Origin of the sequence: Antrihabitans auranticaus (assembly GCF_016481275.1) — a bacterium.
Lineage (GTDB): Bacteria > Actinomycetota > Actinomycetes > Mycobacteriales > Mycobacteriaceae > Antrihabitans.
On the sequence record NZ_JAEMNW010000001.1, the window covers coordinates 328,606 to 342,892 of the forward strand.

The following is a 14,287-nucleotide window of genomic DNA, read 5'->3' on the forward strand; positions in this document are numbered from 1 at the left end:
GATACGTGACGGACGTCACGTTTTCGGAAGCAACGGAAGTAAAGTTCATTGTGGTCATCGGTCCTCCGTAGCGGGCGCAGCCTCGCAGGCCAGTTTCTGCTGTTTCAGCTGGTCGTCATCGCTGTCGTTCTCGTCGCGGTCGGTGCTGTCTCGGTCGCGCAGTCGACGAAGGAGTTCCGTGACGTGCGCGGGCAACGGATGATCGCAGTTGCGGAGAACGTCGCATCGACACCGATCGTCCGTGAGCGCTACGCCGACCCTTTCGCCTCGAGCGTCCTTGCCCCCGACGTCGACCGGGCCGTGAACCTGTCGGGTGCCACAGTCGCCGAGATCGTCGATCCGGCGCGCATAGTTCGCGCCTCCTCGGACCCGTTACGGATCGGAAGCGAAGCTCAGTTCGGCGACAGCGACGTGCTGACCGGGCGGGCGTGGTTCGGCGACGTCGATATCGACGGAAAACGTTCGCTCGTCGGTCATGTGCCGATCCTCGACTCGAGCGGCACCGTGCTCGCTGTCGTGTCGGTCGGCGAGGACTACCCGTCGCTGTGGGAACTGCTCAGCGGCGCGGGCGAACGGCTGCTGCTCTATCTCGGGCTGGGTGCCGCGCTCGGCCTGATCGGGTCGTCGCTGCTTGCCCGGCGGATCAAGAGCAAAACACGTGGGCTGGAGATCGCCGAGATCGCCAGCCTCGCCGATCATCGGGAAGCGTTGCTGCACAGCATCCGTGAAGGCGTCGTCGCGGTGAACAACGAAGGCGAGATCACCCTTCTCAACGACAGCGCGCAGGACCTACTCGGGCTCGACGACCACGCCGTGGGCAAGCCCGTCGCAAGCGTCGGCATCGATCCGACGATCCGCGACTTCCTGCTCTCGGGCGAAGACGGTCGGGACGTCGTAATCGCAACGCCCAGTCGCGTTCTCGCGCTGAATCGGCGCGCTGCGACGAGCCAGGGGCACAAGATCGGTACCGTCACGACGATGCGCGACAGTACCGAACTCGCTTCGATGCAGAGCCAACTTTCGTCGCACAAAAGCGTCACCGACACGCTGCGCGCGCAAACCCATGAGTTCGCGAACCAGTTGCACACCATCTCGGGTCTGACTCAACTCGGTGAATACGACGCGGTGACGGAATTCGTCGGGACACTGACGAGGCGCCGTGCCGCAATCAGCGATGCTGTTGCACAACATATTTCCGATCCCGCGGTTGCGGCGCTGCTGATCGCGAAGACGTCGCTCGCCGCGGAGTCCGGAGTGGCCCTCGAGCTGGCTGGCGATTCGCATCTCGCGGCCCTCGATCCCGCACTCGCCACGGACGTGATCACCTTGCTGGGCAATCTGATAGACAACGCCGTCGACGTATCCGTGGGAACGCGGGAAGCCACCACATCGGTACACATCAGCGACGCGGACGATCTTGTCATCGCGGTCGCCGACACCGGGGGTGGCGTGCCGGAAGACTTACGCGAGAGCATCTTTTCGCGTGGCGTGACGTCGAAGACCGACGTGCCGGGAGGTCGCGGAATCGGCCTTGCACTCGTCCGTCTCGTCAGCGCCCAGCACGGCGGAACGGTCGCGGTTTCGGACGCCGAGGGCGGTGGGGCGCTGTTCACCGTGCGCCTCCCCCGTACGGTACGCACATGACCGAGCACGCGACGTTCGATGTGCTGGTCGTCGACGACGACTTCATGGTCGCCGAGATCCATCGACGCTTCGTGGACCGTGCCGACGGATTTCGCGCGGTCGGCGTCGCCCGCACGGGCGCCGATGCGCTGGCGTCGGTGGCGTCCCTGCAGCCTCACCTCGTGTTGCTCGATGTGTATCTACCCGACATGTCGGGTCTCGACGTGCTGCGACAGTTGCGGGCCGACGGCAACCCCGTGGGCGTCATCATGATCACCGCTGCGCGCGAGCTGGACACCGTGAGTGGGGCATTGCACGGCGGCGCTTCGGACTACCTGATCAAACCGTTCGAGTATCCCCAGCTGCTCGCGAAGCTCGATACGTTCAAGACACGTGCACGGGCGCTCGAATCCGGCACGGGCGCAGACCAATCCCTCATCGACTCCCTGTTCGGCAGTTCGGGACAGCGCCGGGCCGAGGACGAACTGCCGAAGGGCCTCGGCCCGGAAACCGGCAAGCTCGTGCTCGATGCCCTTCGCTCCAACGACGAGATTTCCGCTGCGGAATGCGCTGACCTAGTAGGGATTTCCCGGGTCAGCGCCCGGCGATATCTCGAGCACTATCTGACGACGGGTGCCGTCGAGATCAGACTGCAGTACGGAAAAGCAGGACGACCCGAGCGGCGTTACCGCGCGAGCAGCTAACGGAGCTCGCGTTTGAGGACCTTGCCCGTCGCGTTACGCGGCAGTTCGTCGAGGAAGACCACCTCACGCGGGGTTTTGAACCGCGCAAGATGCGCGCGGACATGTTCCTTGACGTCGTCTTCACTCAGTTCCGCGCCGGCGCGCACGACGACGAAGGCCTTCAGCCGCTGCCCGTACTTCTCGTCGTCGACGCCGACAACACTGCATTCCTCGACCGCAACGTGGTCGCTGAGCAGTTCTTCGACTTCACCGGGGAAGACGTTCTCGCCACCCGACACGATCATGTCGTCGTCACGTCCGTCGATGAACAATCGGCCCGCCGGGTCGAAGTGGCCGACATCGCCGGACGACATGAGCCCGTCGATGATCTCCTTGCCGCCGCCGCCCGTGTAGCCCTCGAACTGAATCGTGTTGCCCACGAAGATGCGCCCGACCTCACCCTGCGGCACCTCCTCGCCGCTCTCGTCGAGAATCTTCACCACTGCACCGGAGACCACCCCGCCGACGCAACCAGGCTCTGCGGCGAGGTCGGCAGGCGTTGCGATGGTTGCGTACGCAACTTCGGTCGACCCGTAGAGGTTGTAGAGAACCGGCCCGAACGCGGCAAGCGTGCGATCTGCCAGCGGTGCGCCGAGTTGCGAACCGGCCACGAAAATGATTCGCAGCGAGGACAGGTCGAGGCCGTCGCGGGCCTCGTCACCGAGATCCAGCATGCGTTGCAACATGACCGGAACGACGATCATCGCGGTCGCCCGGTTGCGGGCAAGGCTCTGCAGCGTGAGTTTGGGATCGAACTTGCGCCGGACGACGAGCGTCGACCCGAAGCCGGCCGCGAGCATCGCGTGCGCGAAACCCAGTGTGTGGAAAAGCGGTGCGGGACATTCGGTGACCTCTTGCGCCTTGAACGGCACCTTGCTGAGGATTGCGCCCAGTGCCGCAAGCGATTTCGGCTCCGCACGCGGGGCACCCTTCGGCGTTCCCGTCGTTCCGCTCGTCAGCAGAATGATCTTCGGCGCAACGCTCGGTTTCGGTGGGTGCGAGGGGGATTGCAGTGCAACGCAGGCTTCGAGGGTATCCAGGCCCGGAGTGTCTGCCCAGGCCCGCCACCGACCGTGCTGGGGTTCGATGTCGGCGAGGAGTTCGGCGTACTCGTCGTCGAAGACGAGCAGATCTGTCCCCTCGCGCTGCGCTACCTCCCTGATCTGCGGACCCGCGAACTCGGTGTTCAGCAAGACAATTCGCGCACCGCACTTCGCAGCGGCAAAAACCGCATAGTGAAAACCACGATGGTTCCGGGCGAGGATCGCGACGCCTTGACCTGGCTGCAGACCACGTTCGCGCCACGCGTTCGCGACCGAATTGCTGTGCTTGTTGAGTTGCTCGAACGTAATGGAGCCGAGCTCGTCGAGAATCGCGGTCCGATCGCCGTAGCGCAGTGCCGCGATCGGCGCGAGCGCACCCAGCGGGCCGTAGCGCTGGAGGTGGGCCGCCATCAGCGCGACTTTGTGGGGCGGCATCGGCGAGACGAGGCCGGCGCCGACGGCCATCAGGCCGTACTGGGCTTCATCGAGCGCACGGCGGACGACGGTCTGCAACAGAGACAACGGTGTCTTCATGGGTTCAACCTAGCGGCCGGACCTTACTTGCCGACCAACGGTCCCAACGTCCTGCCGGCCAGATCGACGATGCCCGGCTCGTGCCCATTGGTGACCAGATTGATCACGATGCCGTCGATGCCCTGGTCCAGAACCTTTCGCTGGATCTGGTCCGCGACGTCGTCCGGGTCGCCGACGAACTGCCGGTCGGTCGCCGCGGCGCGTTTCTCCGGCGATAGGGACGACAGGTCGACTCCCTGCGCACGGAGGTAGTCGGTCTGCAGTTTGCGCGCGCGGTCGCCGTCCTCGTCGATCATCACGAACGCAAGGAAGCTGGTCTCGAGCGTCGCGGGGTCGCGATCCACCTCGGCGCAGCGCTGTTCGAGCGCCTCGACCTTTCGTGGCAACTCCGACGCGTTGGCGATGATGTTCAAGTGATCGCCGTAGCGCGCGGCGAATCCGAAAGTCTTCTTCTCTCCGCCGCCGCCGAGCAGGATCGGCAGAGTGTCGCGGATGCGCGGCTCGTTGATCGCGTCCTTCACCTGGTACCACTTGCCGTCGACGGTCGGGCGCGTGCCGCGCAGCATCGGCGTGATGATCTCGAGTGCCTCACCCAGCCGCTCGAACCGGTCTGTGAACGTGCCGAATTCGTAGCCGAACGAGTTGTGCTCGAACTCGAACCACCCGGCGCCGATTCCGAGTACCGCCCTGCCACCGCTGACGACGTCCAACGTCGTCACAGCTTTCGCAAGCATCGGCGGATTGCGATAGGTGTTGCCCGTAACCAGCGCGGACAACTGAATTCGCTCGGTCGCCGTAGCGAGCGCGCCCAGGGCCGTGTAAGCCTCGAGCATCGGTTCCTCGGGCTCGCCGATTCCAGGCAGTTGATAGAAGTGGTCCATCACGAAGGCAGTGTCGAACCCGGCCGCTTCGGCTTCGCGCGCCTGCGCGATGACGGTGGGGAACAGCTCTGCAACGGGGGTCGAATAGCTGAAGTTCGGCATCTGATAGCCAAGGCGAATGCTCACGTAGTTCGACGGTACCCCTGGATTCCGAACCCGTCGATGCGGCTGTTCTTCTGCGCCCATACGGCGTAGGCCACACTGTTCGCATGGCAATCGACAGGGAGACTGCGACCGCGGAACCACCGCGTCGCACCCGGCCACGCGACCGCAAGGTCACGATTCTGGCCGCTGCATCTCGGTTGTTCGCCGCCAGTGGCTACCACGGCACGTCCATGGCCGATATCGCCTCGGCCGTCGGCATCAGTTCCACCGCCCTGTACCGGCACTTCGCGAACAAGCAGGAACTCCTGGGCCGCGCCTTGATGGACGGCCTCGACACCACGCTCACGCGACTCGACGACGCGCGCGGCGAGCCGGATTTGCCGATCCTCCCCGCGCTGATCGAGCTTGCCCTCGACAACCGCGACTTGACGCGACTGTGGCAACGCGAGGTCCGCAGCCTGTCCGACACGGACCGTCGTGCAGTGCTGCACCGCATCGCACGGGTCCACGCGTCGATCATGACGGCGGTCTTGCAGGCACGTCCGGACCTCGCCGAACCCGAACGTGCGCTGCTGGCCTGGGCGGCGCTCTCGGTCGCGGTGAGCCCCTCGAATCACCACGTCGAGCTACCACGCGCGGCTTTCGTCGACCAACTGTTGACGATGACGACGCATGTCCTCGAAACCACTGTCGCACCAGCAGAATTCACGGCTCCGGTGCAGCAGATAAGTCCCGAGACCGACCGCGTGCTGGAACGCGGCTTCCGGACCGAACAGCTGATCGTCGTCGCCGCACGTTTGTTCAACGAGCGTGGTTACGCGGCCGTCAGCATGGAAGACATCGGCTCCGCGGCCGGTATCGCGGGTCCGAGCGTCTACCACCACTTCGCCGGCAAGTCCGAATTACTGACGGCGATCGTCGAACGTGCCGAACAGTGGATCTCGCTCTACACGGCGCAGGCCCTCTCCAGCGGTTCGTCGCCCACCCACGCGCTGGATCTGCTGTTGCGTTCCTACATCCGGATGGCGGTCGAGCAGCCCGACCTGTTCGGTGCCGCGATGACCGAAGTCGTCCACATTCCCGGCGAGCAAGGCGCGCACCTGCGGAAGGCGAGCCGCGAAGGCGTCTCGAAATGGGCCCGGTTGATGCAGAACGCGGAGCCCGACCTCACCGTCGACGCCGCGCGCGTGCGGATTCAGGCGCTGACGACCGTCGTCGCCGACCTGATCCGGCACGAACGGATCCGGCGCCGTTCCGACGCACTCGACGTGCTGGTCGCCGTGTGCAGCTCGGTCATGCGACCGACGGCCGAATTGGTCGACAGCCCGAGCGGATCTAGCGAGTAATAACATCTGCCCTGCTACGTGGGGTTTTAGCGGCAAACCCGCTCCAACCGCCCTAATGCTTATTAACTTACGGTTGCGTAGCCCGGATTCGATAGGAGAATCTGTTCGCGTTGGTGCCGGGACAACCCCGTGCACTGTCGACGCCGACAAACACGGAGGGCTTCCCAAGTGGGTCACTACAAGAGCAACGTCCGCGACCTCGAGTTCAACCTGTTCGAGGTCTTCGGTCTCGACAAGGTCCTCGATTCGGGCGCGTTCGGTGACCTGGATGCCGACACTGCGCGATCCATGCTCACCGAGGCCGCGCGGTTGGCAGAAGGCCCGCTCGCAGAGTCGTTCGCCGAGACCGACCGCACTCCCCCGACGTTCGATCCCGCGACGCACGCCGTGACCCTGCCCGAAGGATTCAAGCGTGCGGTCGCGTCCTGGCAGGACGCCGGGTGGCACAAGATCGGCCTGCTCGAGGAACTCGGCGGCATGCGCGCGCCCTCGATGCTGAAGTGGTCGATCTGGGAATTCGTCCTCGGTGCGCAGCCGGCCGCCTTCATGTACACGAACGGCCCCCAGGGCTCCGACATCCTGCACAACATCGGCAACGAGGAGCAGAAACGCTGGGCGACAATTGCGGCCGAGCGTGAGTGGGGCGGCACGATGGTGCTCACCGAGCCCGACGCCGGATCCGACGTCGGCGCCGGTCGCACCAAGGCGATCCAGCAGGCCGACGGCACCTGGCACATCGAAGGTGTCAAGCGGTTCATCACGTCGGCAGATTCCGACTTCACCGACAACATCATGCATTTGGTACTGGCCCGTCCCGAAGGTGCCGGACCCGGCACGAAGGGTCTCTCCCTCTTCTTCGTCCCGAAATTTCACTTCGACGGTGAGACAGGCGAACTCGGCGAGCGCAACGGCGTATTCGTCACGGGCCTCGAGCACAAGATGGGGCTGAAGGCTTCCGCGACGTGCGAACTCACCTTCGGCGGGCACGGCGTGCCTGCGGTCGGTTGGTTGGTCGGCGACGTGCACGACGGCATCGCCCAGATGTTCAAGGTCATCGAGAATGCTCGAATGATGGTCGGCACCAAGGCAATTTCGACTCTCTCGACTGGCTACCTCAACGCACTCGAGTACGCGAAGACTCGCGTCCAGGGCGCGGATCTGACGCAGATGACGGACAAGCACGCGCCTCGCGTCACCATCACCCACCACCCGGATGTTCGACGCAGCCTGATCATGCAGAAGGCGTACGCCGAAGGTCTGCGTGCCGTGTACCTCTACGCAGCGGCACACCAGGACGATGTCGTGGCGGCGGCAGTGTCCGGCGCCGACCGCGACGTCGCCTTCCGCGTCAACGACCTGCTGCTCCCGATCGTCAAAGGCGTGGGTTCGGAGCGTGCCTACGAAATGCTCACCGAATCGCTGCAGACCCTCGGCGGGTCCGGGTTCCTGCAGGACTACCCGATCGAGCAGTACATTCGCGACGCCAAGATCGACAGCTTGTACGAGGGCACGACGGCGATTCAGGCGCAGGACTTCTTCTTCCGCAAGATCGCCCGCGACCGCGGCGTTGCGCTTGCACATCTCGCCGGGCAGATCCAGGAATTCCTCGGTGCCGATCCCGGCGACAGCCGCATCAAGGGCGAACGCGCCCTGCTCGCAACTGCCCTCGCCGACGTCCAGGCGATGGCAGCGACGCTGACCGGATTCCTGTTTGCGGCGCAACAGAATCCGGCCGAGTTGTACAAGGTCGGGTTGGGATCGGTTCGCTTCCTGATGGCGACCGGCGACCTCGTCATCGGCTGGCTCTTGTTGCGGCAGGCCGAGGTTGCCCTCGAAGCGCTCGACGGCAAGGTCGCAGCGGCCGACAAGTCGTTCTACGACGGCAAGGTGGCGGTGGCCTCGTTCTTCGCCAGGAACGTGCTCCCCCAGCTCACCGCGGTGCGGGGAATCATCGCCGACCTCGACGGCGACATCATGGACCTCGACGAGGCGGCTTTCTAGACGGGTCGGGTTAGCCGGGGCCGCTCAACACACGTAAGCCACTCAGCCGCACCCCTTTTCGGGCCACCTCCGGCGTGTCGCCCGGCAAGTCCCGGTGCGGATCCCGAAAGTCGGTGCGGCTCAGCGAGACCTCAGCGTGTCACCCCCACGACACGCCGGGGGACGCTCAACACACGTAAGCCGCTCAGCCGCACCCCTTTTCGGGCCACCTCCGGCGTGTCGCCCGGCAAGTCCCGGTGCGGATCCCGAAAGTCGGTGCGGCTCAGCGAGACCTCGGCGTGTCACCCCCACGACACGCCGGGGCTCCTTGCCGCCCCTCCGGCAACAGCCCGGTCGGCTGAGCCCTACCGGTAAACCTGACCACGCAGGATGGTGAAGGTCGGGTTGGCCAGCACCTCCGGACCCGTCCGCGGGTCCTCTTCGTACACAAGCAAATCCGCGGGCGCACCGTGCTCGATGCCTGGGCGGCCGAGCCAGGTCCGCGCATCCCAGCACGCCGCGCCGAGGGCGTCGTTGGGCGACAAGCCAACTGCGGCAAGGGCGGCGACCTCGTCTGCGATTCGCCCGTGGACGATGGAACCACCTGCGTCGGTGCCTGCATAGATGGGCACGCCTGCGTCGTGCGCGCGGCCGACCGTGTCCGCGACGCGCCTGTGGAGGTCGAGCATGTGGTCGGCGTAGGCGGGGAACTTGCCGGCACCCGCCGCAATCGATGGGAAGGTCTCGATGTTGATGAGCGTGGGTACCAAGGCCGTGCCGTGCTCGACCATCAGCTCGATGGTGTCGTCGGTCAAACCGGTGCCGTGCTCGATGCAGTCGATCCCGGCCCGCAGCAGACCCGGCAAGGCATCCTCACCGAAGACATGTGCGGTGACCCGCGCGCCGTGACTGTGCGCGGCGTCGATCGCCTCACGCAGGATGTCATCGCTCCACAGCGGCGCGAGATCGCCGACCGACCGATCGATCCAGTCGCCGACGATCTTCACCCAGCCGTCGCCGCGTTGCGCTTGCTGCGCAACGATTTCCGGCAAGTCGCGCTCGTCGTCGACGTCGATACCCAATTCGCGGATGTACCGCTTGGGACGCGCAATATGCCGACCCGCGCGAATGATCTTCGGCAGGTCCTCGCGGTCGTCGATGAACCGTGTGTCGATCGGCGATCCGGCGTCGCGCAACAGCAGAGCGCCGACGCCGCGTTCGGTCTCCGCTTGCGCAATCGCGCCTTCGGGGGTCTCGTGCCCACCCCCGTAGACGATTCCGACATGGCAGTGCGCATCGACGAGGCCGGGCAGAATCCACCCTGATCTGCACAGCGCCTCCGCCCCCGAAACCGGCGAAAGCGAAATCAGACCGTCGGCAATCCACAACTCGAGTGGTTGCTCGTCGGGCAGTCCCAAACCCCGAAGGTGATAGGGCACGGTGCTACTTCTTCGGCGGCAGCTTGAACTTCGAGAGGTCGAAACCTTCCAGACCCGGTGGCAACTGATCGAGGCCCTTCGGCATACCGCTCAGGTCCATGCCTGCAGGCAGACCCGGCATGGCGCCCATGCCCGGCATACCACCCGGTGTCCGCGGCGGCGTCGGTCCGCGACCGCGGGCCTTGCCCTTCTTGCCTTTTTTGTTGTTGCGCTGGTTGGCGCGGCGAGCGCCGGGCATGCCCATCTGGCGACCCATGGACGCCATCATCTTCCGGGCCTCGAAGAACCTGTCGACGAGTTGGTTCACGTCGGAAACCTTGACGCCCGAACCGTTCGCGATCCGGAGCCGGCGCGAGGCATTGATGATCTTGGGGTTGGCGCGTTCTTCGGCCGTCATGCCGCGAATGATCGCCTGTACGCGGTCGAGCTGCTTGTCGTCGACCTGCGCCAGTGCGTCCTTCATCTGGCCGGCACCCGGGAGCATGCCGAGCAGGTTGCCGATCGGGCCCATCTTGCGGATCGCCATCATCTGCTCGAGGAAGTCCTCGAGCGTCAGCTGACCGGAGCTGATCTTCTCGGCGGTCGCCATTGCCTGCTGCTCGTCGAAGTGCTGCTCGGCGGCTTCGATGAGGCTGAGCACGTCGCCCATGCCGAGGATGCGACTGGCCATGCGGTCTGGATGGAAGACGTCGAAGTCTTCGAGCTTCTCACCCGTGGACGCGAACATGATCGGCATGCCGGTGACTTCACGGACACTCAGTGCCGCACCGCCGCGCGCATCGCCGTCGAGCTTGGTGAGCACGACACCGGTGAACCCGACACCGTCACGGAACGCCTCAGCCGTGCTGACCGCGTCCTGACCGATCATCGCGTCGAGCACGAACAGCGTCTCGTCCGGCTGGACCGCGTCACGGATACCCGCGGCCTGGAGCATGAGTTCTTCGTCGATACCGAGGCGACCTGCGGTGTCCACGATCACGACGTCGAACTGCTTGGCTCGTGCTTCTGCCAGCCCGGCGCGGGCGACCTCGACCGGGTCCGACGCGCTGACGCCGAGCGCGTTCTCGCCACCACCGATCGACGTACCCGGATGCGGCGCGAACACCGCCGCGCCCGCACGCTGACCGACGATTTGCAGCTGGCTGACCGCGCCCGGGCGCTGGAGGTCGCAGGCGACGAGCAGCGGCGTGTGATTCTGGTCCTTCAGCCACTTCGCAAGCTTTCCGGCGAGCGTCGTCTTACCGGAACCCTGCAGGCCGGCGAGCATGATGACGGTCGGCGGAGTCTTCGCGAACTGCACTCGACGGGTTTCCCCACCGAGGATGCCGACCAGCTCCTCGTTGACGATCTTGACGACCTGCTGGGCCGGGTTGAGTGCACCCGACACCTCGGCGCCTTTGGCGCGTTCTTTGATCTTCGCGATGAAGCTGCGGACCACGGGCAGGGCGACGTCTGCTTCGAGCAGCGCCAGCCGGATCTCGCGACAGGTCGCGTCGATGTCGGCAGGCGACAGTCGGCCCTTGCCGCGCAGGTCCTTCAGGGCACCGGTCAACCTGTCGGAAAGGGATTCGAACACCGATCGCGCTCCTGCTCAATGGGAAAAATAGCCGAAAGTTGTATCCAGCCTAGTGGCTGCCCGATTCGGCGGGTGCGGACGGCCGGTACCCGGCCGATTCAGCGTTCCTCCGGCACCGGTTCCCGCTTGGGTCGCGGCGCGGGTACCACCGCGAGTACCGCCTGCTCGATCTGCCTGCGCAAGGCCGGAGTGTCGGCCGGACCCAGCTCGAGGCAGAACGTGTCGACAACCGCGGACCCCATGGTCGCGGCCTTCGCCCACCGGACGTTCGCGCCGCTTCTCGCGATGGCTTTCGCGAGCCTGCACAGCAGTCCGAGCCTGTCTTCGGCGCGCAACTCGAGGATCGGACCGTTGTCGGTGTCGAACCAGAGCACGCGCGGCGGTGCCTGCGCGAAGGCGGTCGGGACACCTTCCGCGCCGACGCGCACCGGCGCCGACGCGATCGCGTCTCGTTCCTTCTTGTCGAGCAGCGCGACGAGGTCGAGTTCCCCGGCGCTCGCTCGGATGAGTTCCTGGCGCAGCAACCCAGCTGCGGGCGGCGTGCCGAACTTGGGCGATACGACGAACGAATTGATCGCGGACCCGCCATGGCTACCCAGAGACGCCGACAACACTCGCAGCGAATGCAGCGCCAGCACGCCTGCGGCATCCGACAGCAACCCCGGCTTGTCCGGCGCGATCACAGTCACGACGTAGGTGTGTTGGCCGCCCTCGGGTTTGAGGTCGACGTGTACTCCCCCCGCTGCCGCTCGCGCGATGTGCTCGGGGTCGATCGGATCCGGCTGCGGGAGTGCTTCGCCTGCCATGACCAGTCGGCAGCGGCGAACCAGGTCGCCGATCAGCGACGACTTCCAGTCGCCCCACACACCCGGACCCGTTGCGAGCGAATCCGCCTCGGCGAGTGCATGCAAGAGTTCGAGGAGCAGTGGATCTCCGCCCAGAGCATCGACGACGCCCTGTGTGGTCGACGGATCTTCGAGGTCGCGGCGCGTCGCGGTCTCGGGCAACAGCAGATGGAAGCGGACGATTGCGCGCAGGAGCGCGACGTCCGACGGCCACAGCCCAAGCCGATTGCCGATCTGCGTTGCCAGTTCGGCGCCGACAACGCTGTGATCGCCGCCGCGTCCCTTACCGATGTCGTGCAGGAGCGCACCGAGAATCAGCAGGTCCGGACGCGAAACCCGAGTCGTGAATCCGCTTGCGAACGCCGTCGTTTCGACGAGATGCCGGTCGACGGTCCACGTGTGCACGGCATCTCGCGGCGGCAGGTCGCGAACCGCGCCCCACTCGGGCAGAATCCGGCCCCACAGCCCGGTCCGGTCCAGCGCCTCGATCGGCGCAATGGCACTTCGGCCCGAATCGAGCAGCACCAGTAGGTCGTTGAGGGCTTCCTTCGGCCAGGGTTCGCGCAGCTCGGGTGCTTCTTCGGAGAGCCGGTTGAGAGTCGGTGCCGACATGGGCATTTCGGTCTGTGCCGACGCCGCCGCCACCCGGAGAATCAGGCCTGGGTCTTTCGTCGGCCTGGCATCGCGCGCGAGCACGACCTCGCCGCTGTGCTCGACGACGCCTTCGTCGAGTGGACGACGGACCGGGACTCGGCGCAGCCGCGAAAGTCCGCGGCGCGGAAGCGCATTGCCGGCCGTCCGGAGTCCGACGTCGACGGAGTAGCTCACCGTGCGAGCGGAGTCGCTCAGGATGCGGGCCAGGTCGAACCGGTCACCGATTCGCAGCGCGGCACCGATTTCGTCGGCATCCTGAGCGCGTAGCTGGTCGCGCGAACGGCCTGCGACGCGGTGCAATTCGGTCCGGACGTCGAGCAACCTGCGGTGGGCCTGCGCCATTCCACCGCCGGGAGCGTCGGGCCCGAGGCCAGGCATGGCGTCCGTCAGCTGAGCGAGCGAGAGCGCGTCGAGCAGCTGAATATCGCGCAACCCACCGCGTCCGTTCTTGAGGTCGGGTTCGGCCCGATGCGCGATCTCGCCGCTGCGCCCCCACCGGCTTCGGGACTGGTTCACCAATTCGTCGAAACGCGAACGGATTCCGTTTCGCCAGTCACGGCGCACGCCCCCGATCATTGCGGTCGACAGGCCATCGTCACCGACGATGTGGCGTGCCTCGAGCATCCCGAGCGCCGCCGTCAGATCGTCCCCGGCGACTTTCACAGCCTGGGAAACCGTACGCACGCTGTGGTCGAGCTTGATGTGGGCGTCCCACAGCGGATACCAGAGCTGGTCGGCGACTTCGGAGACCCGTTTCGGATCCACGTTGTCGTGCAACAGAATCAGATCGAGATCCGAGTACGGCAGCATCTCGCGACGCGCAAGGCCACCCACCGCAACCACCGCGAAGCCACTGCCCGGCGTAATCCCTAGTTCAGCTGCCTTCTTGTTCAACCAGAATTCGTGTAGATCGACGAGTGCCTCGCGTAGTGCCTCCGCATCGAGTCGTCGATTCCGCGGCCCCCCGCGGGTAAGTAGTCGTTCCCTTGCTCGGACTAGATCGGCGGCAGCGTCCGAGCCTGACTTCCCAACTCCGGCCACAACAACGTCCTTCTGAATGGAAGCAGCCCCGTTCCTGCCGGCACGGCCGGCAGGAACGGGGCCACTGGATTTCGACCTCGAGAGGTCAGTGCCATTGCGACCCTTGCGGATCGAAGCTTTCAGACCCCGCAGGGTCAGAGAGCATCGGCACCGCGCTCGCCGGTTCGCACCCGGATGATCGCCTCGACAGGTGTGACCCACACCTTGCCGTCGCCGATCTTTCCGGTGCGCGAAGCCTCGACGATCACCTCGACGACCTTGTCCACGGCGGCGTCGTCGACGACGACCTCGACGCGAACCTTGGGGACGAAGTCGACCGAATACTCAGCACCGCGATAGACCTCGGTGTGGCCCTTCTGGCGTCCATAGCCCTGGACCTCGCTGACGGTCATGCCAAGCACACCCGCCTGCTCGAGTCCGGTCTTGACGTCTTCGAGCGTGAACGGCTTGACAATTGCAGTTACGAGCTTCATTTTC

At 65.5% G+C, this 14,287-nt stretch carries 10 protein-coding genes; 4 read left to right on the forward strand and 6 right to left on the reverse strand.

The features are described from left to right. Positions 1-48: 48 nt before the first annotated feature. The gene (locus JGU72_RS01385) at positions 49-1,644 is read left to right on the forward strand and encodes a sensor histidine kinase (protein WP_199681966.1); all 1,596 of its coding nucleotides are present in this window, start codon (positions 49-51) and stop codon (positions 1,642-1,644) included. Continuing rightward, positions 1,641-2,327 carry a response regulator gene (locus tag JGU72_RS01390; RefSeq protein ID WP_199681967.1) on the forward strand — a complete coding sequence of 229 codons (687 nt, stop codon included), beginning with the start codon at positions 1,641-1,643 and terminating at the stop codon, positions 2,325-2,327. Before JGU72_RS01385 ends, JGU72_RS01390 begins: the two co-directional genes overlap by 4 nt. Here the strand turns inward: JGU72_RS01390 and JGU72_RS01395 are convergent. Then, the gene (locus JGU72_RS01395; protein ID WP_199681968.1) at positions 2,324-3,943 is read right to left on the reverse strand and encodes an acyl-CoA synthetase; all 1,620 of its coding nucleotides are present in this window, start codon (positions 3,941-3,943) and stop codon (positions 2,324-2,326) included. The two genes, JGU72_RS01390 and JGU72_RS01395, sit on opposite strands and share 4 nt — an antisense overlap. 23 nt (positions 3,944-3,966) lie before the next feature. Next, a complete protein-coding gene (locus tag JGU72_RS01400; protein WP_199681969.1) occupies positions 3,967-4,950 on the reverse strand; it encodes an LLM class F420-dependent oxidoreductase in 984 nt (327 codons plus the stop codon). Positions 4,951-5,033: 83 nt separating this feature from the next. Between JGU72_RS01400 and JGU72_RS01405 the strand changes: the two genes are divergently transcribed. After that, complete coding sequence (locus JGU72_RS01405) at positions 5,034-6,275, forward strand: TetR/AcrR family transcriptional regulator (protein WP_199681970.1); 1,242 nt, start codon at positions 5,034-5,036, stop codon at positions 6,273-6,275. A gap of 168 nt (positions 6,276-6,443) precedes the next feature. Continuing rightward, on the forward strand, positions 6,444-8,276 hold the full coding sequence (locus JGU72_RS01410) for an acyl-CoA dehydrogenase (RefSeq protein WP_199681971.1): 1,833 nt from the start codon (positions 6,444-6,446) through the stop codon (positions 8,274-8,276). 344 nt (positions 8,277-8,620) lie between these two features. Here JGU72_RS01410 and JGU72_RS01415 read toward each other — a convergent pair whose 3' ends face one another. The 4 genes from JGU72_RS01415 to JGU72_RS01430 all read right to left on the reverse strand — a co-directional run bounded on the left by JGU72_RS01415 (position 8,621) and on the right by JGU72_RS01430 (position 14,283). Continuing rightward, positions 8,621-9,694: a metal-dependent hydrolase family protein gene (locus JGU72_RS01415; protein ID WP_199681972.1), complete on the reverse strand. Its 1,074-nt coding sequence runs from the start codon at positions 9,692-9,694 to the stop codon at positions 8,621-8,623. 4 nt (positions 9,695-9,698) lie between these two features. Further along, a complete protein-coding gene (ffh, locus tag JGU72_RS01420) occupies positions 9,699-11,270 on the reverse strand; it encodes a signal recognition particle protein (protein ID WP_199681973.1) in 1,572 nt (523 codons plus the stop codon). Positions 11,271-11,368: 98 nt separating this feature from the next. Next, positions 11,369-13,810 carry a [protein-PII] uridylyltransferase gene (locus JGU72_RS01425; protein ID WP_307828257.1) on the reverse strand — a complete coding sequence of 814 codons (2,442 nt, stop codon included), beginning with the start codon at positions 13,808-13,810 and terminating at the stop codon, positions 11,369-11,371. 134 nt (positions 13,811-13,944) lie between these two features. Further along, positions 13,945-14,283, reverse strand: coding sequence for a P-II family nitrogen regulator (locus tag JGU72_RS01430; protein ID WP_199681974.1), 339 nt, complete (start codon positions 14,281-14,283; stop codon positions 13,945-13,947). Positions 14,284-14,287 lie beyond the last annotated feature (4 nt).